The organism is Frankia casuarinae (genome assembly GCF_000013345.1).
Lineage (GTDB): Bacteria > Actinomycetota > Actinomycetes > Frankiales > Frankiaceae > Frankia > Frankia casuarinae.
In genome coordinates, this window is sequence record NC_007777.1 from 1,113,752 (window position 1) to 1,137,991 (window position 24,240).

The following is a 24,240-nucleotide window of genomic DNA, read 5'->3' on the forward strand; positions in this document are numbered from 1 at the left end:
TGCCTCGCGCGCGGTGGTCGAGCCGTACCGACCGCACTCCCCCCGGCCGGGGCCCGGATCGGATCCGGTCGAGGCCGCCTGTGGCCCCTCTCTTCCCGGACTACGTCCTTCCCGGAGTGCGTCGACCTGTCGACGATCGTTCGACGCGCGGCACCTCCCGGCGTTTCATCAGCCGATTTCTGGTGGTCGTCCGTTGGCTGATCGTCCGCTTTCGTGGCGTGCGTCCCGGGTGCCGCCGAGGCCTGCGGTCGCTGGTCGGATCGGCGACAGATGCCACTGTCGGGGACCGTCGGCCGTCATTCTCATAGGGTGCCGGACGGGGGACATGCGTCATCGTCGTCACTTCCGGGGCACGGTCACCGAGCTTTCGCGGCACGGTCACCGAGACGATCTGATCACCCAGGGTGACGCAGCCCGGAAGGTTTCGAGCAGGGCAACCGGTAAATCGACCGATCATGAGGCGGCAGGAACCCGAGAGATGCCCGGAAGTCGACGCGACGGCAACGATCGCCGTTCAGCTGGTGGTAAATCGTCACCCGGGGTGGATCAAGGTCATCCCTCGACGCTACGATCGGGCATCCGGCGTGATCGGGCGGCCCGAGTGGCCGCGCGACGTGGTGACCCGGCACGCCATGGTGGCACCGCAGTACCTGGTAAAACCGCACAACGTAGTGACACCGCACAACGTAGTGACAAGGTGGAGTTCGGCGGGACATCCCGGCCAGCGTCCCGTCGCGAAGGGGGAAACACGTGCAGACGACCTTCCTGAGAGTCGTCACCGAGGCCGGTGCGGCCACCGTGCCGGCCGAGGCGCAGTTCATCGTCGGCCGTGCCCGGACCGCCGACTACGTCATAGCGGACAGCCGGGTCTCCCGTCGCCATCTCCTCCTTGAGCAGACCGGCAGCGGGTGGGTTGTTCGGGACATCAGTTCCAACGGCACCTGGATCGACGGGCAGCGCATGCCCGAGACCGTCCCGGTGCACGGTGAGGTGCGGCTTCGTCTCGGCACTCCGACCGGGCCCGAGGTCGTCATCCATCCCCAGGTGCCGGAAGGCCGCAGGCCGCTGGACGAGCCGGAGTACGACCCCGGTTACGACATGCAGACGATGCTGCCCAATGCCGCCGGTTACTCTCCGCCACGGCCCACGGGCTCCTCGCGAGGTGGGCGCGGGACCTCGCATCAGGGGCCGACCGATCCGTCCCAGCGCGGGCACGACTACGACGACCAGGACCAGGGCGAACGGGTGAGTGGCGTCACCAGCCTCGAGCAGGAGCACGAGCGGCGAACCACCTATCGGCTGCGCCCGGGCACGATGTCGATCGGCCGTGCCCGCGACAATGACATCGTCATTACCGACCTGCTCGCCTCCCGCCGGCACGCCGAGCTCTACATCGGCCGGTCCGGCCTGCAGATCGCCGACCTCGACTCCGCCAACGGCGTGTTCGTCAACGGTCGTCGGATCAACCGGGCGTCCGTCGGCCAGGGCGACGTCATCGCCGTCGGTCACCACGTCTTCCAGCTTGAGGGCGACCAACTCGTCGAGTACATCGACTCCGGTGACGTCAGCTTCGAGGCCGACGCCCTGAACGTCTGGGCCGGTCAGAAGCAGCTCATGCACGACATGACGTTCAAGCTGCCCGGCCGGGCGCTGCTGGGCGTCGTCGGGCCGTCCGGGGCGGGCAAGTCGACGCTGCTCAACGCGCTCACCGGCTTCCGCCCCGCGGACAAGGGCACCGTGCGCTACGCCGGCCGGGACCTCTACTCCGAGTACGACGAACTGCGGCGCCGGATCGGCTACGTGCCGCAGGAGGACCTGCTGCACACCTCGCTCACCGTCCGCAAGGCGCTCGAGTTCGGCGCCGAGCTGCGCTTCCCGCCGGACGTCACGAAGGCGGAGCGGCGCACCCGGGTCGATGAGGTGCTCGCCGAGCTGGGCCTCACCCAGCACGCCAACACCCAGGTCTCCCGGCTGTCCGGCGGCCAGCGCAAGCGGACCTCGGTGGCCTTGGAGCTGCTGACCCGGCCGACCCTGCTCTACCTCGACGAGCCGACCTCCGGCCTCGACCCGGGCATGGACAAGAACGTCATGGAGTCGCTGCGCAAGCTCGCGGACGACGGCCGGACGGTCATCGTGGTCACCCACAGCGTCGCCCAACTCGATCTGTGCGACTACATCCTCGTCCTCGCTCCCGGCGGCTATGTGGCCTACTTCGGTCCGCCGCAGGACGCGCTGCCCTTCTTCGGTAAGCGGGACTACCCGGACGTCTTCCTCACCCTGGAGGCGACGCCCGGGGCCGAGTCGGCAGCCAAGTTCCGCAACTCGCGCTACTACGTGCCCGCCTCGATCACCGCTCCGTCGGCCCGGCCGGCTCCCGAGGAGCTGCCGTCCCTGCGGCAGCAGTCGGTGATCTCGCAGCTCGTGACGCTGAGCCGACGAACAATGGCGGTCGTCGCATCCGACAAGTCATACCTGCGGCTCATCATCGCTTTCCCGTTCCTGCTCGGGCTGATACCCAGGGCCATCGGCGGGAACTTTGATCTCACGGCCGAACAGGCCAAACAGTTCTCGCCGAACTCGGATGCCCCGACAGTTCTTTTGATCATGGTTCTCTGTGCCTGTTTCATGGGCATGGCGAACTCGGTCAGAGAGATCGTCAAGGAACGGGCGATCTATCGAAGAGAGAGAGCCATCGGTCTGTCCCGGACCGCGTATGTCGGTTCGAAGATCCTCGTTCTTATCGTGATCACTGTCGCCCAGGCGATCCCGTTCACGTTGATCGGTCTTGCCGGGCGAACGCCGGACAGGGGCGTCGTGCTCGGGAACGCCCTGCTCGAACTGCTCATCGCCGTGATCGTGGTCTCGCTTGCGTCGGCCATGCTCGGGCTGGTGATCTCGGCGATGGTCGACAACGCGGACAAGACCATGCCGCTCCTGGTGTTGATCACCATGGCCCAGCTCATCTTCAGCGGTGGCATCGTGCCGGTGAAGGGCACGCCCGGTCTGGAGCAGATCAGCTACATCGCGCCGGCCCGCTGGGGCTTCGCGTCGATGGCCTCGGTCGGTGACCTGAACCGCATCACCCTGGCCGGCGTGCTGCGGCCGGACAACCAGAAGCCGGTGAACCCGAAGGTCGTTGACGACCCCTTCTTCGACCACAGCGCTTCGGCGTACCTCACCGACATCGTCGCCGGTCTCGTCGTCGGCGTCTTCCTCGTGATCATCACCTCCCTCCTGATTCGCCGGATGGACCCGAAGACCGTCAAACGCGCCGCCGCCGCACCGGTCAGCGGCCCACCCCGCTAGGCCCCTTGCCTATCCAGAGGTATAAATCAGGCACAAAAGCCTCTGGACAGGCAAGGAAGCCGGGAGCCTCGGGCGTCCGTCCCGGGTTCCCGGGCCGGCCGGCGGGGATTCACACTTCGGCAGGGCCACCCGCGCGGGCTCGGAGAAGTGCCATCCGGACGACTTTCGTCGTCCTCGCCGCTCCCGTCGTGACATCGCGCCAGACGCTGACGAAGTCCCCCTTCGCCGGGCAGCACGACATCGACGGGTTCGTCGGGCCGCCAGCGGGAGAGGGCGGGAAGGCCGTGCAGTCGGGCCGCGGTACGTCCGCAGATCGTCCCTGCCACGATCGACAGCGCCGCTCGGGCAGGGCTCGGGTTTCGTCCCGAACGGGCGGCACGGGCAACGTGCCCCGCACCGGGGAGGTCCAGCCGTGCCTGCGTCTACGAACGTTGATCGCTTGGTCCGACATCCCGAGCTGCCGGGCATGCCGACGGGTGATCATGCCTGCCTGCCTGCCTGCCTGCCTGCCTGCCTGCCTGCCTGCCTGCCTGCCTGCGGGCGAGTGCGACGGCCTTCTCATGGGACTGGGTCACGTCCCCAGCGTCGATCACGGTTCGAGTATCCTGCCGGGCTCGTCCGCGATCTGTGCATAACCGACTCCTCTCGCCGGCTTCCTTGCCTGTCCAGAGGCTTTTGTGCCTGATGTATCCCGCTGGATGGGCAAGGAGCTCAGCCGGCGTTCCAACGGGCGTGGCCGTTGAACCCGCCGGTAGTGGTGAGCTTGCGGTCACCATCGTTCAGATCGTCCGGATTCAGAACGTAGAGCTGCCGGTCATCGGGGTTCGTGGGATTGCGCTGCCCGCTGAAGGCGATGCGACCGTCCGGCGCGTAGGCCGGGTCCTGGTCGTCCCCGCGCACCCGGGTGAGCTGCCGGGCGTCGGTGCCGTCCGAGTTCATCTCGAAGATCTCCAGATCGCCGTTCTTCGCTCGGGTGAAAGCGATCTTTCTGCTGTCCGGGGACCAGACCGGGTCCGAGTCCCCGTTACCCTGATCCTGCGTGATCGGGGTCGGCTGGGCATCCGGTTGGGTCGGGATCACCACGATGAAGCCGCGGTTGCCACCGGTACTGTTCGACCAGTAGGCGATCCGCTCGCCATCCGGCGACCAGGCGGGGTCGGTCGCCTGTGGCTTCGCGTTGAGCCGTCGCACGCTCGAGCCGTCCAGTTTCACCACATACAGGCCGGGGTTCAGCGTTCCGGTCTGATCCGTGGTGGAACGGATGACCAGGAAGCCGCCGTCGGGGGAGAGCGAGGGCCGGGCGTCGTCCGCGATCGTCAGCTTGGCGGCCGGGCCCAAGGTGAACAGCTGTACCGGTTTCCCGGAGCCATCGGCGGCGATCGCCTGCAGCGTATTCGGGCTGCCCTTCTTGAAGTAGACGATCGTCTTGCGATCGCTGCTGATCGCGGGCAGCATCTCCTGGTCCGGACCGGTGACGATCGGCTTGTCGTTCGCGAGCGGCCCGTTGTCCGTGACCTGCCCGGTGAACAGGTCGTAGTTGCCGTTGCGGTTGGACGCGTAGACGAGGGTGTCCTTGCCAAGCGGCTGGGCCGCCCTGGGCAGCGTGAAGGCCGCCGATTGGGCCGATTGGGTCGATGTGGCCGGAGCCCCGGAGACGGTGGCCGGATTGGCCGCGTCGGTCCCGGAGCCGCCGTCACCACCCGCGCTGAGGGCGAATACTCCCGCGAGGATCGCGCCGACGACCACGACACCTCCACCGACGAGCAGCGGGGTGCGGTTCCTGCTCCTGCCCGTGCCGCCCTGCCGGCCGGGGCCATCGGCTCCACCGCCCCCGGGACCCCCGGGACCCCCGGCGCTGGCGGGTAGCCGGGTCGGGGCGTCCTGGTCGACGGTGTAACCGCTGCTGACGGGGGCCGCTGCCGGCGCGGGGAATCCGGCCCCGTGGGGCCCGGTGCTGCCTGTGGCAGGGGTGCCTGTGGCCGGGGCGCCTGGGCCGGGCACCGGCAGCTTCCAGCCCTGCAGGACGTTCGTGACGTCCTGCGGGTTGACGGCGGCGGCGGCGTCCGGGCCGGTGCCCGACGGGTCGCCGAGCAGGCGCAGCATGAGCTGCTGGGCGCTCGGGCGGGTACTCGGGTCCTTGCGCATCGCGTGCCAGACGATCGGGCGCAGCGCCGGGTCGACGTCGTCGAGTTGCGGTTCCTCGTGTAGGGCGCGGTAGAGCAGCACCTGCGCCGAGGCCTCACCGAAGGGGTAGTGCCCGGTGGCGGCGAAGGCGACGAGGCCACCCCATGCCCAGATGTCGACCGCCGAGGTGATCGGCCGGCTCTCGATCTGCTCCGGGGACATGAACGCCGGCGTCCCGAGCTGCTGGAGATCGCCGGTGAGGTTGCTGCCGGCGTCCACTGCCCGGGCGATACCGAAGTCGATCACCCGAGGGCCGAACGGTGAGAGGATGACGTTCGCGGGCTTGAGGTCGCGGTGCACGATCCCGGCGCTGTGGATGGCGGTGAGCGCCGCGGCCACGCCGACCGCGAGTTGTTCGAGGTTGGCATCGGCGAGCGGGCCGTTGCGCTGGACGTACCGGGCGAGGGTCTCGCCCTCGATGAACTCGGTGACCAGGTAGGGCCACTCGGCGTCCGGATCGGCGTCGAGCACCTCGGCGGTGCAGACCCGGGCGACTCGCCGGGCGGTCTCGGCCTCCAGCCGGAACCGGGCTCGGAACTCGGGGTTTCCGACGGCCTCGTTCCGGATCACCTTGATGGCGACGAGCCGGCCCTTCCCGGAGCGGCCCAGATAGACCATGCCCATTCCACCCTGGCCGAGTTTGCCCAGCAGCGTGTACGAGCCGAGCTCGTGGGGGTCGTCCGGGCCAAGGGGGGCGGATCGTGCCGCCACACCCGCATCCGATGACATCATCGACCTGTACCCCCACCCGCCGCGTGCCGACCGCGGCCTCGCCCGGGAACGCCGCGCAGGTCGCGGGCCCGCCGGTGGACGCGCACCGACTCTTGATCCATCATGGAATTTCCCGATCAACCATTACGGTCAACCGCTGGGAAAATCTTAGGCGAGAGTGACCGGGCACCGGGCCGTCGGGGCCCCGATAGCCCCCGCCACCTCGATGTCAATGCAGCGACAGGCATTCGGCACCCGCGTGGCTTCCGTCCTCCGGTCACGTCCTGCCACCTCGTCGGCCGGGGGCCGACCAGGGTACGGTCGGGATCTGACCGGGGCCGACCGGGGCTGGCCAAGGTCCGGGCGGGGGAGTCTCCCGGGAACGCCGCGTCGCGTCCCCGGGAACCCCCCGAGTCACGGCCGAGCCGTCGCGGACCTCGCGGCATCTCCGATTGCCGGTCGGTCCACCGGCGACCCGGTCTGGTCCCGATCAAAGCGGCTGGCGGCCCACGCAACCCCGTATCTGTGCGGCCTTCGCCAAATGTGTCAGGAAGGGACGCTGAACGGCTGAACGTGAACGGCTGAACGTGAACGGCTGACCGCGCACGGCCGGCCATGGGTGGTCAGCCGTGCACGGTCGGTCTCGAACGGAGCCGAACGGTGCTACGCCCGATCATTCGACCCGACGACCTCCAGGACCTCGTCAACGTCCCGGCGGGGAGTGGGGCCGAGCGGTTGCGCACCCGGCTCGGGATAGCCGGCCCGCAGGATCATCTGGACGTGCCCGAGACCGCTGGTGGTGCCGCGGAACTGCTCCCGCATGCCCTCGACGTCGATCGCCTGCGACATCGGCGACGAGGCGAGACCGAGCAAGGTGGCGGTGAGCAGCACACGTTGCATCGCCTGCCCGGCGCGCAGCCGGTCGGCGGTCGTGTCCGTATCGGTGCCGATGATCAGGATGCCGGGCCGTTCCACATCCGTCTCGTCCAGCACGGTCCCCGCCTCGCCGACCACGTCGAGGTCCCGCATCGGAAACTCGGACTGGCGCGGGGCGTCGGTGTGGACGACTGCGCTGCGCGGGATGCCGTCGGCCGACGTGGACCCCGTTCGACTCCACGAGGCCAGTTCCTCCCGGTAGGCCGCGTTGTGCGCCTCGATCCAGTCCGCCCGGGACAGCAGGACGCTGACCTGGACGCGCAGCTCCGGGTCGATCGGCGCGGTAAGCCAGCAGCCCTCCGCCTCGGCCGCGGCACGCAGGCGGCTGATTACCTCGGTCGGCAACGGCTGGTCGTCGAACGGCCGGCGATCGGTGTGCCGCCGCGGGATGGCATCGGCCAACGCCCGCTCGTCGTCCTCGGCAGGCTGATGGCCGATCACCGAGATGGTGGCGAGCGGAGCGGAGCGGAAGTCGTCAACGCCGTCGGGTAGCGGCTCCACCACGGGGACCTCGCCGCGGGCCCGCAGCGCCAGCCGGGCGTTGAACAGCGCCGCTCCGCAGCTCAACAGCATCTGCCGGCCCTCGGGATCGGCGACCTTGAGCTGGCGGGTGCTGTCGGCGAGAAGGGTGAGCCGGCCTGCCTCCAGGCGCCAGCGCCACGGCTGCGTGTTATGGATGGACGGCGCCGCGGCGGATGCGGCGACCACCTCCCGAGCCAGGTCGGGAGTCAGGGGAACCAGCGCGGACCGTGCTGCTTTGGTGGACATCTCAGCCTCCCTTCTCTCAAGTGTCTACCCCCAGCCTGCCCTCCCGACCGGGTAGAGGGCATGTGCCGAGAGGAACAGCCGGGGGTGGACCAACGGCCGGCAGGCGGAAGTCGGGCGTCGGGTAGCGAGGCGTCGGGTAGCGGGCCCGAGACACCGCCGCGGACGTGGTGGGTGGGTACCGCCCCGCCGGGGCGGCATGGCCGGGGCGGAGTGATGGCGGGTATCGCGGGTAGTCCCACTGCATGGCTGGAACCGACACAGAAGCGGTGCTCGCCGAACTGCTCGCCCGGCATGGGCGGACCTACGCCGACGAGATCGGCGCCGACGTGCCGGCTGACACCGCGGAGGCGATGTTCAAGATGATCGTCTTTGCCCTGCTCGCGAGCGCGCGGATCCGCACGTCGATCGCGGTCGCCGCCTGCCGTTCCCTGATGGACGCCGGCTGGACCGACGCCGCCGCCATGGCCGAGGCGACCTGGGAGGACCGTACCCGGGTGCTGAACAGCAGCGGGTACGCGCGCTACGACGAGAGCACCTCTCGGATGTTGGAGGCGGCCTGCCGTTCCCTGATGGACACCTACGACGGTGATGTCCGCCGGCTGCGGGATGCCGCCGAGCACTCCCCGGACCGGGAGCGAGAGCTGCTACAGAAGATAAAGGGGATCGGGCCGGTCGGTGCCGACATCTTCCTGCGCGAGGCGCAGGCCGGATGGGACGAGCTGGTGCCCTACCTCGACGAACGCACCCGGAGAACGGCCGGAGCGCTCGGGCTGCCGACCGACCCGGCGAGGCTCGCCGCGCTGGTTGGCCGGCAGGACTTCCCGCGGCTGGTCGCCGCGCTGGTGCGGGCGCGTCTCGAGCACGACGTCACCGACCTGCGGGAGGCGGCGAGCAGGCCCTGACGCCAGTCCGGTCCCGACCCCAACCGGCGAGGCAGCAGGCAGGCAGGAGTCAGATAGGCAGGCAGGAGTCAGGTAGGAGGACGTGTCGATGACGACGCACGACGACAGGATTCAACGCAAGATCGCGTTTCTGGTGGCGCCGGAGGGCGTCGAGCAGGTCGAACTCACCGAGCCGTGGAAGGCCATCGAGCAGGCCGGCCTGAGTCCGGTGCTGGTGTCGACGGAGGGAGGCAGGGTGCAGGCGTTCCGGCACCTGAACCCCGCGGACACCTTCCCGGTCGACATCACGGTCGCCGAGGCGGATCCCGCGGACTTCGACGCGCTGGTGCTGCCCGGCGGAGTCGCCAATCCGGACGAGCTGCGGTGGCAGCCGGGTGTTGTCGAGTTTGTCCGGTACTTCTTCGACGCCGGCCGCCCGGTGGCGTCGATCTGCCACGCTCCGTGGACCCTGATCGAGGCGGACGTGGTCCGCGGACGGCGGATCACGAGCTGGCCGAGCCTGCGCACCGATCTGCGCAACGCCGGGGCCGAGGTCGTGGACGAGCAGGTCGTCATCTGCCGGTCCGGGCCGAACACGCTGATCAGCAGCCGCAGGCCGGACGATCTGCCGGCCTTCGACAGCGCCCTGGTGGAGCATCTCACCTCGGTGGGCGTCTGATCACCTCGGTGGACGCCCCAGCTCGGGATGCCGTTCACCGTGGATGCGAAGGAACCGCCGGAAACGGCTCCTTCGCCCGGGCTGCTCGCTACCTCGGATCAGGTGGGTCGCTACCCCGCACCAGGTGGATCATTGCGGGGTATCCCGTCGCCGGACATCCGTAACCTGGAACAGCGATGATGCGGCATTCCGGCCGCCGTGCCGGATGGCGCGGGCCGGCTCGCCGGGGTCGCCGTGGTCGTTCGTGGACACGCCGTCGTTGTCGTGGACATGTCATTACCAGGGTGGGGTCACCAGAGCCGGGTCACCGGGCGGGTCGGAAGATCTGCGGGGGAGGGGCTGTTACCCTTCCTGGCTCACCTGACGGCGTTGGCTCGCAGCCCGGGAAGCCGCAATCCAAGAATCCGACCGCGACCGGGAGGGAGAGCCGGTGCCGACCACGCAGGACGTCGAGCGCGCCCGTGAACAGGCGTACCTGGACACGCTGTACATCCGGTTGGACGAGGTCCGCGAGATCACCCGTGGGCAGCTGCGCCGGGTCCTGCTGGAAAGTGGCACGGGCACCCCCCAATCACTCGTGGAACGGGACGTGTTCGCGGCGACCCACGCCGACCGGCTCGCCCGCCTCGACGCCGCCGAAGGGCGGCTGTGTTTCGGCGCGATGGACTACGCCGACGGGCGCCGGACGTACATCGGCCGGATCGGCCTGTCCGACAGCGGGCAGGAACCGATCCTGGTGGACTGGCGGGCCCCGGTGGCCACCGCCTTCTACCGGGCGACGCTGGCCGATCCGCATGGTCTGGTGCGCCGGCGTCATCTGCGGACCAAGGGCCGGGAGGTCACCGGCATCGCCGACGACCCGTTGAGCCTGCCGGTCGACATGGCCACCGGCACCGGTAGCGGCACGGCCACGGGCAAGTCCGGCGGGGTGACGGCGTCCGGCGACACGATGCTGCTCGAGGCGCTGGCAGCGCCCAGGACCGGGCGCATGCACGACATCATCGCCACGCTGCAGGCCGAGCAGGACCGTATCATCCGGGCGCGGGCGAACGGCGTGCTCGTTGTCGACGGCGGACCGGGGACCGGTAAGACCGCGGTGGCGCTGCACCGTGCCGCCTATCTGCTCTACAACGACCGGGCTCGGCTCGACCAGTCCGGCGTGCTGGTCGTGGGGCCGAGTCCGGTGTTCCTGCGCTACATCGACCAGGTGCTGCCCTCCCTCGGGGAGACCGGGGTGATCTTCGCCACGCCGGGACGGCTCTTTCCCGGGGTCGACGCGCACGGCGTCGAGGACGTCGCGACCGCGGCGCTCAAGGGTGATCCGAGGATGGTCGAGGTCATCGCCGCCGCCGTCAGGGACCGGCAGCGGCTGCCGCGGCGAGAGGTGCTCATCCCCTACGACGATCGCATGCTGCGCCTCGGTCGCGACACGGTCGCGCGGGCCCGCACCCGGGCGCGGCGCAGCCGCCGCCCGCACAACTCGGCCCGTCGGATCTTCCTGCGCGAGCTGTTGGCTGAGCTGACCACCCAGGTGGTGAACCAGATCCCGGGCGGGCTGCTCGACGCCGACGAACGTGGCCAGATCACCCGGGACCTGTGGTCGGAGGAGGGGGTCCGTACGGCGCTCGACGGCCTCTGGCCGCTGCTGACCCCCCAGCGGCTCCTCGGGGAGCTCTTCGCCGATCCGGCGGCCCTGGCGCGCGCGGCGGGTAGCCGGCTCACCCCGGCGGAACGATCCCTGCTCGAGGACCGGCGGACGGCCGCGGCGTCCGCCCGGATCCCGGTGCAGCGCGACGGCGCGGGTACGGCGGGTACAGCGGCCGTCGATCGGGCCGATCGGGCGTGGACTCCGGCCGATGTGCCGCTGCTCGACGAGGCCGCCGAGCTGCTCGGCGACCCGGACGAGGAGACCGGCCGCGAGACCGCCCGCCGTGCCGAGCGGGAACGCGAGGAGGAGCGCGAGTACGCCCGGGGCGTGGTGGACATGCTCGGACTCGAGGGGCAGGTCGACGCCGAGGCGCTCGCCGAGCGGTGGAGCGGGCCGCGGGCGCGGCGCAGTGCCGCCGACCATGCCCGCGAGGACCGTACCTGGACCTTCGGTCACCTGATCGTCGACGAGGCCCAGGAGGTCTCGCCGATGTTGTGGCGGCTGCTGTGGCGGCGCTGCCCGGGACGCACGGCGACCCTCGTCGGTGACCTGGCCCAGACCGCCCGGCCGGGCGCGCCGGCGTCCTGGGGGGAGCTGCTGGGGCCCGCGGTCGGCGACCGGTTCACGGTCGAGCGGCTCAGCGTCAACTACCGCACACCTCAGGAGATCATGGATGTCGCCGCCGACGTCCTGCGGGCGCAGGACCCGACGGTCTCCGTTCCCCTCTCGGTGCGTTCGGTGGGCTGTGCCCCGACGGCGGTGCGCGTGGGCGACGTGACGGCCGACGAAGTCTCGGGCCTCGTCGGTCTGCTCGGGACTGGTCTGCTCGAGACTGGTCCGCTGGAGGACAGGCGGACCGTCGCCCAGGCGCATCCCGGGGACCTCGTCGCCGCCGTGGTGTACGCGGCGAGCCGGGCCGCGAGCGAGGTCGGTGACGGGCGGGTCGCCGTGATCTGCCGCCCGCAGGACATCCCGGGGTTGCGCGGCGCCCTCATGGCAGCCCTCCCGGATTTGGCGGTCGCGGCGGACTCCGTCGACCCCGCCAGCGCCGTCGGCAATGCTCTCGACGCGCCGGTGGCGGTGCTGAGCGTGGCGGAGAGCAAGGGTCTCGAGTTCGACGCGGTGGTGCTGGTGGAACCGGCCGCGCTGCTGGCCGGGCCGACCCGGGGGCTTGCCGACCTCTACGTCGCGCTGACCCGGGCCACCCGTTTCCTGACCGTGGTGTATTCCGGCGAGCTTCCGCCGGTGCTGGGCCGGCTTGCCCCGCGGTGACGTGCCCGCCTGCGGACGGGTTCCGGATCCGTCCGCAGGTAACAGCTGGCGGAGCATGATTCTGATTCCTTTGTCAGCCGTTGTTGGCAACCAACTTCTTGATGTTGGTCTCGACGAGTTCGATCTTGGCCAGAATCTCCCCGGCTGTCGCGGTCCAGACGAACGGCTCCGCAGTGGAGTTCCAGTGCTCGATGTAGTCCCGGATCTGTTTGATCAGCACCTTGACCGAGCTGAAGGTGCCCCGCCGGATCGGCTGCTTGGTGATGATACCGAACCAGTTCTCGATCTGATTGATCCACGACGATCCTTTGGGAGTGAAGTGGAACGTGATTCTGGGGTTCTCCTCGAGCCACTTCATCGCGTCGGGCGTCGTGTGCGTGGAGAGATTGTCAAGGATGATGTGGATCTCTTTATCTCTGTGAGGCTCAACGGCTTTCTTGATGAACTCCAGGAAGTCGTCGCCCGTGCGGGTGGGGTAGCATTCACCGAAAACCTTTCCCGTGCCCACATCGAGGGCCGTGAGCAGGTTGGTGGTGCCATGGCGGACATAGTCGTGGGTTCGCTTCTCGGTGGCGACGAAGTGCCAGGAGACCGAGACTCCGATGGTGCGGGTGACGTACTTCCGCCATCTGTCGGGACGACCAGTGCCTCAGGCCCGTCTCCACCGGTGGAGTAGAGCGTGTGAGAGCGAGGACACGGCTGCGGATGTTCGCGGGGATCTGCTCTCGCGGTGCGGCGCGTGAACGGTCAAGGAGCCCGGCGCTTCCCTCGGATCCGTACCGCGAGATCCACAGGTTTACAGTCGGCAGCGAGACGCCGGCAAGTCTGACTATTTCCTCTTGGGTCGATGCTCGGCATGCCACGGAACGATTCGCGCCCGTGTTGCAACGTTCGCAGGAACGTCGCGATCATTGATCATGCCTCGGAGTTCCGCGATCTCTTCCGTCGAGAGTTCCACGCTGCCATTACATTGCAGTGGGTAGCCTATCGTCGATCATTTTCGGCGGCTAACATGTCGCCAGTCCGACCCGGTCTGGGCACGCAGCGCCTCGATCTCCCTGTTCGCCCGCTCCAGCGCGGCCTCGGTCCCGGCCAGCCTCGCCAGCGTCTCGGCGAGCGCCGTGGCCTGTGTAACGACCAGCGCCGCGAGCTCGTCGTACGACGGCGCGGACGGATCTTCGGGCACCATCGGGCGATGTGCGTCGTGCCTTCCGGTTCGCCGCTCGAGGCGCCGCTCATGCCGGTCGGCCTACGCTTGCGGCATGCCAGGCCATCCACCTCGATCCACCACTAGGGGCAGTACTTATGCGTGTCTTATGCGTCTCCTCTCCCTACTGCTCGTGCTGTGCATCGAGGGTGGGCTGACCGAACTGAGGCTGTACTCCGACCTTGTCCACCAGGCCCAGCAGCGAGCGCTTACGATCTCGCGTGCCGTGGCATCCGACCCGCGCGTGGCCCGGGCGGTCATCGCGAGGGACCCCGAGGGGGAGGTGCAGGCCCTCGCCGAACACGACCGGCGACTCACAGAAGCGCAGTTCGTGGTCGTCACCGACAGCCGGGGTATCCGCTGCTCCCATCCCGATCCGAAGAACATCGGCAAACCGGTCAGCACCGACCCCTCGGACGCCCTCCACGGACGGGAGACTGTCAGTTTCGAGTCCGGGAGTCTGGGGCTGTCCGCTCGCGGCAAGGCTCCGCTGCGCGACGCCGACGGTGTGATCGTCGGTGAGGTCAGCACCGGCTTCAGTGCGAAGGATCTGCACCACCAGTTGCTCGCGCAGCTGCCCAGCGTCGCGGAGAATCTGGGCCTGCAACTGGTCGCCGGCACCATCGGTATCGTGATGATCACGCTACATCACCGGGTCGAACTCAAAAAACTTGCCCGCGAAATCGACGTTCTCCGGGGTCTTCTCAGGGACCGGCCGCGCGCCAGTGAAGGGCACCAGACGCCTCCGAGCAGCGATCGACAGCCCGACCAGCCCGCGGCGCCCGACCAGCCCGCGGCGCCCGACCAGCCCGCGGCGCCCGACCAGCCCGCGGCGCCCGACCAGCCCGCGGCGCCCGACCAGCCCGCGGCGCCCGACCAGCCCGCGGCGCGGTCCCCCGCAGGTAGTTCACCCGTGCCAGACCTCCGCCTCGGCAAGTACCGCTCGCGCCAGATTATGGAGGAGATCGTCGCCGTGCTGCGCTCGGCGCCCGAGCCGATCTCGACGGCGCAGATCGCCGACAAGATCGGCCGGGACCGGTCCACGGCCCAGCGGTACCTCAAGGATCTCGAGCGGGACGACTACGTCACCATGATCTTGGACCGCGGGTCCCGCGGGCGTCCCAGGCACCTTTACCAATGGCGCGACAAACCCTCGCCCCCGCCCGCCCGCCCGAACCCCTAATGACCACGGCCGGGTACGCGGACGCGGAGTATCTCTGTCCTCTCCTCTCCCTCGGTCGATGAAGACATGCGGAAGCCCGGCAGGGTCGCGGCCTGTCAAGTCATCAGGCGGCGATTTTGCTTGCGACACGGACGGCGCCTTCAAGGTCAGGGAGAGGCACGCCGAATTCCTCCGCCACCTCGGCGAGTGGTTCGCCGGCGTGGAAGCGGCCCAGGGCGTCTTCGACGCGGGCGCCGCCATGAGTGAAGATCGGCTGACCGAAGCCACGGTGGGGATCGACGATGACGGAGCCGGGCTCGTACCGCGGTAGCCGGATGAGCCGGGGGTAGCCGTCCGAGGCGAACTCCACCAGCCGGAGGTAGGACTCGACGATCTCCCCGAACACCCGCTGCCCGTTGCGCACCACGACCAGTTCCCGGGCTCCGCGTGCTTCGGGCGTGTCGCCCTGGCTCTCAGCGAAGTCGTAGAGAACCTCGGCGCCGTCGGTGTACAGGGCGCGTGAGGCGAGGACGTGCTCGATCCCCAACTGCTCGGACAGGCGGGCCAACGCGGGGCGGATCCGCTGTAGCGGCACCCCAGCGGCTCGGATGGCTGCCAGGATCATCCCCTCGGCAAGCCCGATGAACGGCACGACGGCCGTGCCATGGCGCTGACGGGGCAGCACGGTGACGATCGGCTCACCATGGACCGGGACGCGGCCCGGTGCGTGCCGGGTGTAGCCGTAGGCCCAGGTCGCGAAAGTCGACGTCGGCACGCCCAGGTGCCGGCCCGCCTCGGCGACGCTGTACAGGGGCAGGTCGAAACGGCCGCGATCCTGAATCATCGCGCCTCCTCTCAAGCCTGCTGGATCCGAAGGTCCCTGCCACGCAGCACCATGATCATAGCTCCTTGCAGGCACGACGACGCCGGGGAGGAGGCCACCGCAAGCCGTGCTGCCGCAGTTTCTCCGGGGCCGGATCGGGTCGGCATCGTCAACAAGGGTCCGGCCGGTGCGGTGGTCGGTGTACGGCGTCCAAGCCGTGCGGCATGTGCACCTCGGGTGCGGACCAGGGACCGGTCCGATTGCCCAAAGGCGCTGGTCAGAAGCCTGGATCCTCTGCGAATACGACTGGTACCACCCCCGGATTGCACATGTCTAGGCACCCGCATGACGCGCTGCGACAAGTGGGCTGCCACATGCCATGTTACGACTAGGTTCGGCGGTCTGGCATTGCGCTGTCCACGGGACCCGACGCGGCTGTTGTCGGCCACAAACGATCACGGGACTGGCCGCGCATGGTTAGCGAACCGGGGCTGGTGACGGGCATATGCAGGCGCCGGACAGCGCCGCTCCGCGCTACCCCCGCATCTCATCATTTGCCGTCAACAGACGCCGTATACTTGGAACGAGCGGCGCGGAGGCGTGAATAGAGGACGCTCGCGGCCTTCCTGGAATCAGTGAAGTCGAGTACGGCGTCGAGCCAACGAAAATCGTTCTGGCTCCATGCGGCCACCTCAAGCTGCCGGCGGCTGATCTTGTATTCTGTACCTGGGCGTCGATGGCGGCGCGATGCTGCGTTGATCATATAGTCCTCTAGATGTTGCCCAACATCGCGCATCAACTTTAGATGCGGAACGCTGCGGTCAAACTCGGCGATTGCGTCAGTCAATGCCAGGTCGGACGGAAGCCGTCGAGCGGCGGCGAGTGTCACGGTGCGGATTTTCCAAAGCGTTATGATCAAAAAATCGATATCAGCCCATACACGGAAGAGATAGTCTTCATCCTCGGGCTCGTCTCCCGCTATTCGACGTATCTGAATGTCGATTACATATAGACTGTTGCTTGCAAGCCTCACAGCTCGATTCAAGACTTCGATTTCGGTTGGCTGTTGGGTGTCGTTGTAATACCATTCGCGGATGCGGAGCGTCTCTCTTGATTCGGGCACATCACCTGAGCTGGTGACTTCTGACTCGCTGTCGGTCATCGTTTGATGATAGCTACAGTAGTGTCCTGAATCCTTAGTTCACGTGTAGATCGTATACTGCGGTTATGTCTGGGCCGCGTGCTGTGGAGATCGTGCTGACCGACGAGGAGCTGGAGGCGCTGACTGGCTGGGTCCGGGCGTCCGAAGACGGCGCAGGCGTCGCGGTCGCGGATCGTGCTGGCGTGCGCGGAGAGCGGGACGAACGGGCAGGTCGGGGCGTCGGTGGGGACGATGGCGAAGTGGCGGAACCGGTTCGCCGTCGACCGGTTGGAAGGGCTGACCGACGAGCCGCGGCCGGAGGTCGCTCTCCCGTGCCGCCGGCCCCGGCCGGCCTCGTCGGGGGCGGCAGTGTCTCCGTACGGTGGCCGGCGCACTGCGTCCGAGCCTTGGGTGTGTGCAACGTGGGGACGGACACGGGAGCAGCCTGATCACCAAAACATGCTGGTCAGAGACCTGGATATACGCCAACCCGATTGGGACCGTCCTTGCGGAGGCCCCCGCACCGATCCCAGCGTGCGGAATTACCGCACTGGGCTCCTGCCTCGGGTTCTGGCGTCGAAGCGCACGCTCGGCATCGGGTGGCGTGGGCGGGCGGGTGGTAGCCATCAGTCGGCATGGCGCCCCATGCGCGCCCAGGTCAGTCGCGTGCGCCGGCTTCGTCGGCGAAGCGCCTTGAACCAGTGCCGTGTCGCCTGGATGCGGAAGGACGCGACCGCGTCCGTGTTGCCGCGCACGGCGTAGTAGTTGAGATGCCCAACCACCACACTGCGTAGCCGCTGCCCTTGGAGCGGGACGGGTTGGTGCCGGCGCCGCTTCAGTTCCTCCTTGATCTCTTTGAGCTTCGCCCGCATCCGCCTCTTGCCCGTGACGCGCCTCACCCAGAAGTTCCCCTTCTTGGACGTCGCGCACAGACACGTGAACCCCAGAAAAGTGAACGTCTCCGGCTTCCCGAGACCGTGGGTCTTCCGCTACTGAGTTTTAATCCGCGTTTTAATCCGCGAAGTCGTGTGGAAGCATAATGATCCTTCACCTTATTGCTATCTTTGGGTGGGTGGTGAGGGTTCTGTTCGGGTAGCCGGCTGGTTGAGCGGGAGACCGAGCGTGAGGCGCTGCGGGCTGGGCTCGCGGTGCTGCGGAAGATCGCGTTCGGGCGGTCGCCGGAAAAGGCCGGTGTGGGGTGGGCTGGCGGTCGCGGTCCCGGCAGCGCTGCTCGCCGGTGCGGGCCAGCTCCTCGCCTGCGCAGAATGCGCAAAAAGCTGTCTATTCACAAAACTTGCCGGCTCGTTCGCAGCGTTCACCGCTGTGCGATCTGCGTGCCAGCCCCACGGCGGTGACACGCCGCCGGCGGTTTCTTCCGCTGTGGCCGGCGGCCCCTCACCACCGGCCCCGATCCGCAGAATGCGCAAAAAAGTCATTTATTCACAAAACTTGCCGGCTTGCCGGCCCGTTCGTAACGTTTTTGGAAGGGCGGCAAGTCCTACCGGCCGGAAGAGCTACGACTAGCGCGGACCAGCGCGCACGAGCCCGTTGATGAACGATTCGGAGGCGGCGGGATGACGTCCATAGCCGTGGGCAAGCCGCCGGTGGGCGGTAAGCCAGGCGAGGGTGCGTTCGACCACCCCTCGTCCCGGCAGGGCCCCGGAGGTTTTCCGGCCGGGGTTCTCCCGGGTGGTCTCGACGGTGGTCTTCAGGATGGTCCACGACCCCCGCGGGCCGGGTCCGCCCCGCGACGCGCCCTGGGCCCTGGCGGTCACGCCCTTGTTCTTCCACCGGTCGAAGAAGCCGCAGACCGCCCGCCACGCCGGGAAGCCCGCCGGCAGCGCCCGCCACGCGATCCCGTTGCGGGCCACGTAGCCACGTACCGGATGGCGCCCACGATGCCCCGGCGGCAACACCGCTTCGGCAACCACCCACCCGGCGTCACCAAGACCCGACCGGTACCGGTGTGTACCCACCACGGCCACCCGGGGCGGTCTCAGATGATCAGAGCATCAGTGCTGGTAGAAAGATGATCCACTGATCGGAGGGCTGAGTGCGCGGCGTCGAGTTGACCTTGGAGGAGCGGGAGGCGATCTCCAGGGGCTTGGCCGAGGGACTGTCACACCGGATGATCGCGGCCCGGCTGGACCGAAACCAGTCGGTGATCAGCCGTGAGGTCGCGCGCAACGGCGGCAATGCCGGATACCGCGCCGCGGACGCGCAGAAACGCGCCGACGAGCGGCGGCGGCGACCGAAGGCGTTCAAGCTGGAAACTCACGTCCGGCTGCACGACGCGGTGGCCGAACGGCTGTCGGCCGACTTCTCGCCGGAACAGGTGTCTAATCGGCTGAAGAAGGATTTCCCGGATGATCCGGAGATGCGCGTGTCGCACGAGACGATCTACCAGACGCTCTTCGTTCAGGCGCGTGGCGAACTGAACACGCGGCTGAAGCTCGCGCCGCGGTCGGGCCGGGCGGAGCGCCGGCCGCGGGGGTCGACTCGGCCGAAGCAGGCCAGGATCGCCGGCATGGTCGGCATCTCCGAGCACTCTGCCGAGGCCGCCGACCGCGCGGTACCCGGCCACTGATTTTGCTGGTGGTAGGCTTGTGTGACTCTCTGGGTAGGAGCCGTGGGCTTCTTGCGGGCGAGCGTGGGCGGCCCGGCCGGGCCGCCCAACCCTTCGTAACCGAGGTCGAACAGCACCTCGTGTAGGTCGGCGGTCCACTCCTCTTCCAGGATCGGCGGCGCGCCGGAGGCGCGCAGAGCGGTCGAGTCGTGTTCGCGGCCGGGGGGCACCTCCGAGACCCACAGCGGCCAGCCGTCGTCGGGGGTCGACAGGATTTGGACGTTGCCACCGTGATCGGAGATCTTGCCGGACCACCACAGGTCCACGCCCTCGCTCGGACCAGGCACGCGCAGCCGGTCGGTCTCGATGACCGTGCCATCGACGATCAGATGGCGATAGCCTGCGATCCTGGCCCGCATCAACGCCTCGCGCAGGTCAGGGGCCTGCCAGGCCAGCACGGCGACGCCCTCGTGCAGGTAGCGGTAGCCCACTGAGCGGGATACTCCATGATCGTTGAGGGGCGGGCGGGTCCGCGTGCCGTCACAGAACCAGCGCAGGGCCATCACGGCCTGCTCCAGCGCGGACAGCGTGCGAGTGCCGTTACGGGTACCACGACGCTGACGCTCCGCGACCAACAGTCCGGCCAGGCGGAAGACGGTGTGATCGCCGAAGGGCAGCTCGGCGGTGTATGTGAAACTCATGCGGGACGCGGGGTCCTTCGGTGAAGTGATCTGTGGAAGGACACTTCCTACCGAGACCCCGCGCCGCCTTGTCTCCCGGCCCGACCCCACCCGCCAGACCATCACAGTCCGTTACGGCTACCCAGTGCGACGACCCGTTGCCGGGAAAGGCTCATTGACCGCGTCGTGCAACCGCGTTTTCACCGCCAGCTTGTGCGGCTTAGGTCGTATGGCCTGCGCTTCCGCTCGTTCCTGGGCCTCGACATTGCTGGCCGACGACCGCGCTCAGCGCCAGACGTGGCGCAAGCTGTCCCCACACGGGCAGGCACTCCTCGTGCTCGCGCACCTACGCAACGGCGACACCTACGAGCGACTCGCCGAAGGCTTCGGCGTCAGTGTCGGGACGGTCTACAACTACGTGCGCGAGGCCGTCGATCTGCTGGCCACCCGCGGCCGTAGCCGCCTCGCGGCGGTGTGGACGTTCGCGTGGACGCAGAGCAACTTCCTCATCCTCGACGGAACGGTCGTGCGCACCACCCGTGTCCGGGCACACAACAAGCTGTACTACTCGGGCAAGCACAAGTACCACGGCATCAACCTCCAGGGCCTCACCGACCCCTACGGCAGGATGATCTGGATCTCCGAGGGGCTTCCCGGCAGCGTCCACGACCTCACCGCCGCCCGCATGCACGACATCCTCCACGTGATCGACCGCTCGGAGCTCCACCTCTTCGCCGACAAGGGATATGTCGGCGGCGAAGGAGACCACCTCCTCGTTCCGTACAAGAAGCCACCCGGCGGCGACCTGTCCGATCAGCTAAAGGAGATCAACCGTGCCCACGCCGCCACCCGCGCCAGAGGCGAGCGCGGCTTCGCGATCCTGAAGAACTGGCACATCTTCGACCGCTTCCGCGGCTGTCCCCGCCGTGTCGGGAAGTTCGCCCTCGCCGCATTCATTCTCACCGAGGAAGAGATTTAGGAAAGCTAACTTTGAAAAGGCTCAGTGAGCGGCCGAAGGAGGCCACCGACCGTGCCGTGCCCGGGTTCCGGGAGGGCGATCTCATTGAAGATCCACAGTGGCAGGTCGATCCGGTGCGGCCGGCCCGGCCCGTGGCGAGGATGGTGGGGTGCAGCGGGAGCAGCGTCGCGTGCGGGTCCAACGGTTTCGCCGACAGTTTCGGCGTCCCGGGGATCGGGCCGGGGCCGGAACAGGGGCCGGGGACCGGGCGGAGCTGGTCCAGATGCTGCGGGCGGCGCTCGGGGAGCGACCGACCACGGCCGGATCGATGGTCGCCGGCACCGGTGTAGATCATGATCGAGTGGTCCGGCCCATGGTCGACGCCTCGGCCCGGCGCCGGGCCGAGTACTCCTCCGACGCCTCGAACTACCGGGTGCCGCCCGCGGTTGTGGTGTTCCCCCGGGAGGTCGGGGACATCCTGGCGATCGCGGCAGTTTGCCGGTCCACCGCGACCCCGCTGACCACCCGGGGCGCGGGCACCTCCATCGCGGGCAACGCCGTGGGCCCCGGGGTGGTGATGGATCTCAGCCGCCACCTGCACCGCATCATCTCCCTGGACCCGGCCGCCCGCACCGCGAGCGTGCAGCCCGGGGTCATCCTGGACAGCCTCCAGGAGGCGGCCGGCCGGCACGGGCTGCGATTCGGTCCGGATCCCTCCACCCATGCCCGCTGCACCATCGGCGGCATGATCGGCAACAACGCCTGCGGCGCACGGGCGATCGCCTACGGCCGGACCGCCGACAACATCGTCGATCTCGACGTGCTCGACGGCACGGGACGTCGACTACGGGTCGGCCCGGGTGGCTCCGGGCGATCGGGTGGCTCTGGGTATCCGGCAGTCCCCGGGTATCCGGCAGTCCCCGGGCTCGACGACCTCGTCCGGGCCAACCTGGCGGTCCTGCGCACCGAACTCGGCAGGTTCCCCCGCCAGGTCTCCGGCTACTCGCTGGAGCACCTGCTGCCCGAACGCGGCGGCGACCTGGCGAAGGCCCTGGTGGGCTCCGAGGGCACCTGTGTGGTCGTGCTCGGGGCGACCGTCCGCCTCGTCCCCCGGCCGGCCGCGACCGCGATGGTCGTGCTGGGCTATCCGGACATGCCGGCCGCCGCGGACGCCGTGCCGCTGCTGTTCCCGCACGCTCCGCTGGCGGTGGAGGGCATGGACGCGCGCCTGGTCGACATCGTGCGCCGGCACCGGGGACCGCGGGCCGTACCGGAGCTTCCCGCCGGCACCGGCTGGCTGTTCGTCGAGGTCGGTGGGGCGAGCCCGGCGGAGGCGCTCGCGGCCGGCTGGGCGTTGGCGACCGCCGCGGGCACGAGGGCCACCCGGGTGCTGCCCACCGGCCCGCAGACCCGCGCCCTCTGGCGGATCCGCGAGGACGGCGCGGGTCTCGCCGGGCGGAGCGCGGCGGGGGAACCAGCCTGGCCCGGCTGGGAGGACGCGGCCGTGCCGCCGCAGCGCCTGGGAGCCTACCTGCGTGACTTCGAAGACCTGCTGCGCGCGCACCGGATCGACGGGGTGCCGTACGGACACTTCGGGGACGGCTGCGTGCACATCCGGATTGATCTACCGTTGGCGGAGGCCCCGGGGCGCCTGCGCCCGTTCCTGACCGAGGCCGCCGACCTGGTCGCCTCCTACGGCGGCTCGATATCCGGTGAGCACGGGGACGGCCGGGCCCGCGGTGAGCTGCTGGCCAGGATGTACTCGCCGGCCGCGCTCGGCGTCTTCGCCGGTTTCAAGGCCCTGTTCGACCCGGACGATCTTCTCAACCCGGGTGTGCTGGTCCGGCCGAGGCCGATCGACGCCGACCTGCGCCTGCCGGCGGCTCGCCCGCTGCCCACTATCGGCGGATTCGCCTTCACCGCCGACGCGGGGGAGTTCGGGCGGGCCGTCCACCGCTGCGTCGGGCTGGGCACCTGCCGGGCCGACACGCCGGCGGCCGGCGGCTTCATGTGCCCGTCGTACCTCGCGACGCGCGACGAGAAGGATTCCACCCGCGGCCGGGCCAGGGTGCTGCAGGAGATGGCGAACGGCTCGCTGGTCCGCGGAGGTGCCGGGGGCGCCCGGGCCCCGGAGGTGGCCGAGGTGCTCGACCTGTGCCTGTCGTGCAAGGCGTGCGCGCGCGACTGCGCGGCCGGGGTGGACATGGCGACGTACAAGTCCGAGGTGCTGTTCCGCGCCTACCGGCATCGACTCCGGCCGGTCAGCCATTACGTGCTCGGCTGGTTGCCCCGATGGGCCCGGGTCGCCGGGCGGGCGCCACGCCTGGTCAACGCGGTGCTGGCCGGACCGGCGGTGCGACGGCTGCTGCTGCGGATGGGGGGCATGGACGCGCGCCGCGAGGTGCCGGCCTTCGCCAGGCAACCGTTCAGCCGCTGGTGGCGCGAGCACGGCGGCTCGGACCTGGGAAGCGGCTCGGACCTGGGAAACGGGTACCCGGCCGACGGGTACTTGGCTGACGGGCGGCCGGCTGACGGGCAAGCGGCCGACGGGCGGGCGATCCACCGGCGCGAGGCCCACAGCCGGGAGGTGGTGCTGTGGATCGACACGTTCACGGAGGCGTTCTCCCCCGAAGTCGGCCGGGCCGCCGTGGCAGTTCTGGCGGACGCCGGCTACCGGGTGATCGTGCCGCCGGGCCCCGCGTGCTGTGGTCTCACCTGGATCACCACCGGCCAGCTCGACGGTGCGCGCCACCGGTTGCGAGCGACCGTCGACTGCCTCGCGCCGTACGCCCGGGCCGGGACGCCGATCGTCGGCCTGGAACCGTCTTGCACGGCGGTGCTGCGCGGCGACCTCGTCGAGCTGCTCGCGGGCGACCCCGCAGCCGCGCTGGTCGCCGGTGCGGTGCGTACCCTCGCCGAGCTGCTCGCCGACACCATCGGCTGGACTCCGCCGCGTCTCGACGGGGTGCGCGTCCTTGCCCAGCCGCACTGCCACCAGCACGCGGTCATGGGATTCGCCGCCGACCGCGGCCTGCTGGCGGCGGCCGGCGCGGACGTCGACGTCCTCGCTGGCTGCTGCGGCCTGGCCGGCAACTTCGGTATGGAGGCCGGGCACTACGACGTGTCGATGGCGATCGCTGCCCGTACCCTGGGCCCGGCGATCGCCTCGGCTCCCGCGGGCACCGTGCTGCTCGCCGACGGATTCTCCTGCCGGACCCAGGCCGAACACGTCGCCGCCCGGCGCGGGCGGCATCTCGCCGAGTTGCTCGCCGAGCGTCTCGCCGGGCTCAGATCTCCACAGTGACGTCAGAAGCGAAG

The 24,240-nt window shown here is 69.2% G+C and carries 17 protein-coding genes and 3 pseudogenes; 10 read left to right on the forward strand and 10 right to left on the reverse strand.

What is annotated here, in order from left to right:
- Positions 1 to 750: 750 nt before the first annotated feature.
- The gene (locus FRANCCI3_RS04735; protein WP_011435399.1) at positions 751 to 3,306 is read left to right on the forward strand and encodes an ATP-binding cassette domain-containing protein; all 2,556 of its coding nucleotides are present in this window, start codon (positions 751 to 753) and stop codon (positions 3,304 to 3,306) included.
- 711 nt (positions 3,307 to 4,017) lie between these two features.
- On the opposite strand, the gene FRANCCI3_RS04740 is transcribed toward FRANCCI3_RS04735, so the two are convergent.
- Entirely contained in the window at positions 4,018 to 6,222 is a 2,205-nt protein-coding gene (locus FRANCCI3_RS04740; RefSeq protein WP_011435400.1) for a protein kinase domain-containing protein, read from the reverse strand.
- A gap of 642 nt (positions 6,223 to 6,864) precedes the next feature.
- The gene (locus FRANCCI3_RS04745) at positions 6,865 to 7,905 is read right to left on the reverse strand and encodes an Acg family FMN-binding oxidoreductase (protein WP_011435401.1); all 1,041 of its coding nucleotides are present in this window, start codon (positions 7,903 to 7,905) and stop codon (positions 6,865 to 6,867) included.
- 242 nt (positions 7,906 to 8,147) lie between these two features.
- Here FRANCCI3_RS04745 and FRANCCI3_RS04750 point away from each other — a divergent pair, with 242 nt between their 5' ends.
- The 3 genes from FRANCCI3_RS04750 to FRANCCI3_RS04760 all read left to right on the forward strand — a co-directional run bounded on the left by FRANCCI3_RS04750 (position 8,148) and on the right by FRANCCI3_RS04760 (position 12,385).
- Entirely contained in the window at positions 8,148 to 8,807 is a 660-nt protein-coding gene (locus FRANCCI3_RS04750) for a hypothetical protein (RefSeq protein ID WP_011435402.1), read from the forward strand.
- 88 nt (positions 8,808 to 8,895) lie between these two features.
- Positions 8,896 to 9,465: a type 1 glutamine amidotransferase domain-containing protein gene (locus tag FRANCCI3_RS04755; protein ID WP_011435403.1), complete on the forward strand. Its 570-nt coding sequence runs from the start codon at positions 8,896 to 8,898 to the stop codon at positions 9,463 to 9,465.
- A 430-nt stretch (positions 9,466 to 9,895) separates the two neighbouring features.
- Positions 9,896 to 12,385 (forward strand): HelD family protein, encoded by a 2,490-nt coding sequence (locus FRANCCI3_RS04760; protein WP_011435404.1) that lies wholly within the window; start codon positions 9,896 to 9,898, stop codon positions 12,383 to 12,385.
- 73 nt (positions 12,386 to 12,458) lie between these two features.
- On the opposite strand, the gene FRANCCI3_RS27395 is transcribed toward FRANCCI3_RS04760, so the two are convergent.
- From FRANCCI3_RS27395 to FRANCCI3_RS04770, 3 genes are all read right to left on the reverse strand, one after another.
- Positions 12,459 to 12,911 (reverse strand): IS630 family transposase, encoded by a 453-nt coding sequence (locus tag FRANCCI3_RS27395; RefSeq protein ID WP_201783633.1) that lies wholly within the window; start codon positions 12,909 to 12,911, stop codon positions 12,459 to 12,461.
- Entirely contained in the window at positions 12,868 to 13,248 is a 381-nt protein-coding gene (locus tag FRANCCI3_RS28950; RefSeq protein WP_198030965.1) for a helix-turn-helix domain-containing protein, read from the reverse strand. The genes FRANCCI3_RS27395 and FRANCCI3_RS28950 overlap by 44 nt, the downstream gene beginning before the upstream one ends.
- 131 nt (positions 13,249 to 13,379) lie before the next feature.
- Positions 13,380 to 13,574: a hypothetical protein gene (locus FRANCCI3_RS04770; RefSeq protein WP_035958407.1), complete on the reverse strand. Its 195-nt coding sequence runs from the start codon at positions 13,572 to 13,574 to the stop codon at positions 13,380 to 13,382.
- Positions 13,575 to 13,701: 127 nt separating this feature from the next.
- Here FRANCCI3_RS04770 and FRANCCI3_RS25950 point away from each other — a divergent pair, with 127 nt between their 5' ends.
- Positions 13,702 to 14,775 carry a helix-turn-helix domain-containing protein gene (locus FRANCCI3_RS25950; RefSeq protein ID WP_049760839.1) on the forward strand — a complete coding sequence of 358 codons (1,074 nt, stop codon included), beginning with the start codon at positions 13,702 to 13,704 and terminating at the stop codon, positions 14,773 to 14,775.
- 103 nt (positions 14,776 to 14,878) lie between these two features.
- Here FRANCCI3_RS25950 and FRANCCI3_RS04780 read toward each other — a convergent pair whose 3' ends face one another.
- Both FRANCCI3_RS04780 and FRANCCI3_RS25955 read right to left on the reverse strand, forming a co-directional pair.
- Positions 14,879 to 15,598 (reverse strand): hypothetical protein, encoded by a 720-nt coding sequence (locus FRANCCI3_RS04780; RefSeq protein ID WP_011435407.1) that lies wholly within the window; start codon positions 15,596 to 15,598, stop codon positions 14,879 to 14,881.
- 529 nt (positions 15,599 to 16,127) lie between these two features.
- Complete coding sequence (locus tag FRANCCI3_RS25955) at positions 16,128 to 16,739, reverse strand: hypothetical protein (RefSeq protein WP_023842243.1); 612 nt, start codon at positions 16,737 to 16,739, stop codon at positions 16,128 to 16,130.
- Positions 16,740 to 16,804: 65 nt separating this feature from the next.
- On the opposite strand from FRANCCI3_RS25955, the pseudogene FRANCCI3_RS28955 reads away from it, so the two are divergent.
- A pseudogene (locus FRANCCI3_RS28955) lies at positions 16,805 to 17,036 on the forward strand (IS630 family transposase); the annotation flags it as partial.
- A 308-nt stretch (positions 17,037 to 17,344) separates the two neighbouring features.
- On the opposite strand, the gene FRANCCI3_RS27405 reads toward FRANCCI3_RS28955, so the two are convergent.
- Together FRANCCI3_RS27405 and FRANCCI3_RS23185 are read right to left on the reverse strand one after the other, a co-directional pair.
- On the reverse strand, positions 17,345 to 17,617 hold the full coding sequence (locus FRANCCI3_RS27405; protein ID WP_011435409.1) for a hypothetical protein: 273 nt from the start codon (positions 17,615 to 17,617) through the stop codon (positions 17,345 to 17,347).
- Positions 17,618 to 18,238: 621 nt separating this feature from the next.
- The gene (locus tag FRANCCI3_RS23185; protein WP_023842293.1) at positions 18,239 to 18,703 is read right to left on the reverse strand and encodes a transposase; all 465 of its coding nucleotides are present in this window, start codon (positions 18,701 to 18,703) and stop codon (positions 18,239 to 18,241) included.
- A gap of 68 nt (positions 18,704 to 18,771) precedes the next feature.
- Here FRANCCI3_RS23185 and FRANCCI3_RS04800 point away from each other — a divergent pair, with 68 nt between their 5' ends.
- Positions 18,772 to 19,305: an IS30 family transposase gene (locus FRANCCI3_RS04800; RefSeq protein ID WP_011435411.1), complete on the forward strand. Its 534-nt coding sequence runs from the start codon at positions 18,772 to 18,774 to the stop codon at positions 19,303 to 19,305.
- Between the two features lie 2 nt (positions 19,306 to 19,307).
- Here FRANCCI3_RS04800 and FRANCCI3_RS28670 read toward each other — a convergent pair.
- Positions 19,308 to 19,985, reverse strand: a pseudogene (locus FRANCCI3_RS28670) (transposase family protein); the annotation flags it as partial.
- Positions 19,986 to 20,193: 208 nt separating this feature from the next.
- Between FRANCCI3_RS28670 and FRANCCI3_RS04810 the strand changes: the two are divergent.
- The 3 genes and pseudogenes from FRANCCI3_RS04810 to FRANCCI3_RS04815 all read left to right on the forward strand — a co-directional run bounded on the left by FRANCCI3_RS04810 (position 20,194) and on the right by FRANCCI3_RS04815 (position 24,226).
- Positions 20,194 to 20,943: an IS5/IS1182 family transposase gene (locus FRANCCI3_RS04810; protein ID WP_011435413.1), complete on the forward strand. Its 750-nt coding sequence runs from the start codon at positions 20,194 to 20,196 to the stop codon at positions 20,941 to 20,943.
- Positions 20,904 to 21,035, forward strand: a pseudogene (locus tag FRANCCI3_RS28960) (IS30 family transposase); the annotation flags it as partial. The gene FRANCCI3_RS04810 and the pseudogene FRANCCI3_RS28960, both read left to right, overlap by 40 nt.
- 170 nt (positions 21,036 to 21,205) lie before the next feature.
- Positions 21,206 to 24,226, forward strand: a complete 3,021-nt coding sequence (locus tag FRANCCI3_RS04815; RefSeq protein ID WP_011435414.1) for an FAD-binding and (Fe-S)-binding domain-containing protein — start codon at positions 21,206 to 21,208, stop codon at positions 24,224 to 24,226.
- The last annotated feature ends 14 nt before the right edge of the window (positions 24,227 to 24,240 follow it).

Excerpts from the sequence above, each read along its gene's own strand:
- FRANCCI3_RS04770 (WP_035958407.1), bottom strand. The coding sequence starts at position 13,574 with ATGGTGCCCGAAGATCCGTCCGCGCCGTCGTACGACGAGCTCGCGGCG.
- FRANCCI3_RS04755 (WP_011435403.1), top strand. The coding sequence starts at position 8,896 with ATGACGACGCACGACGACAGGATTCAACGCAAGATCGCGTTTCTGGTG.
- FRANCCI3_RS04750 (WP_011435402.1), top strand. The coding sequence starts at position 8,148 with ATGGCTGGAACCGACACAGAAGCGGTGCTCGCCGAACTGCTCGCCCGG.
- FRANCCI3_RS04815 (WP_011435414.1), top strand. The coding sequence starts at position 21,206 with ATGCTGCGGGCGGCGCTCGGGGAGCGACCGACCACGGCCGGATCGATG.
- FRANCCI3_RS25955 (WP_023842243.1), bottom strand. The coding sequence starts at position 16,739 with ATGACCGACAGCGAGTCAGAAGTCACCAGCTCAGGTGATGTGCCCGAA.
- FRANCCI3_RS04810 (WP_011435413.1), top strand. The coding sequence starts at position 20,194 with ATGGCCTGCGCTTCCGCTCGTTCCTGGGCCTCGACATTGCTGGCCGAC.
- FRANCCI3_RS04745 (WP_011435401.1), bottom strand. The coding sequence starts at position 7,905 with ATGTCCACCAAAGCAGCACGGTCCGCGCTGGTTCCCCTGACTCCCGAC.
- FRANCCI3_RS04740 (WP_011435400.1), bottom strand. The coding sequence starts at position 6,222 with ATGATGTCATCGGATGCGGGTGTGGCGGCACGATCCGCCCCCCTTGGC.
- FRANCCI3_RS25950 (WP_049760839.1), top strand. The coding sequence starts at position 13,702 with ATGCGTCTCCTCTCCCTACTGCTCGTGCTGTGCATCGAGGGTGGGCTG.
- FRANCCI3_RS04780 (WP_011435407.1), bottom strand. The coding sequence starts at position 15,598 with ATGATTCAGGATCGCGGCCGTTTCGACCTGCCCCTGTACAGCGTCGCC.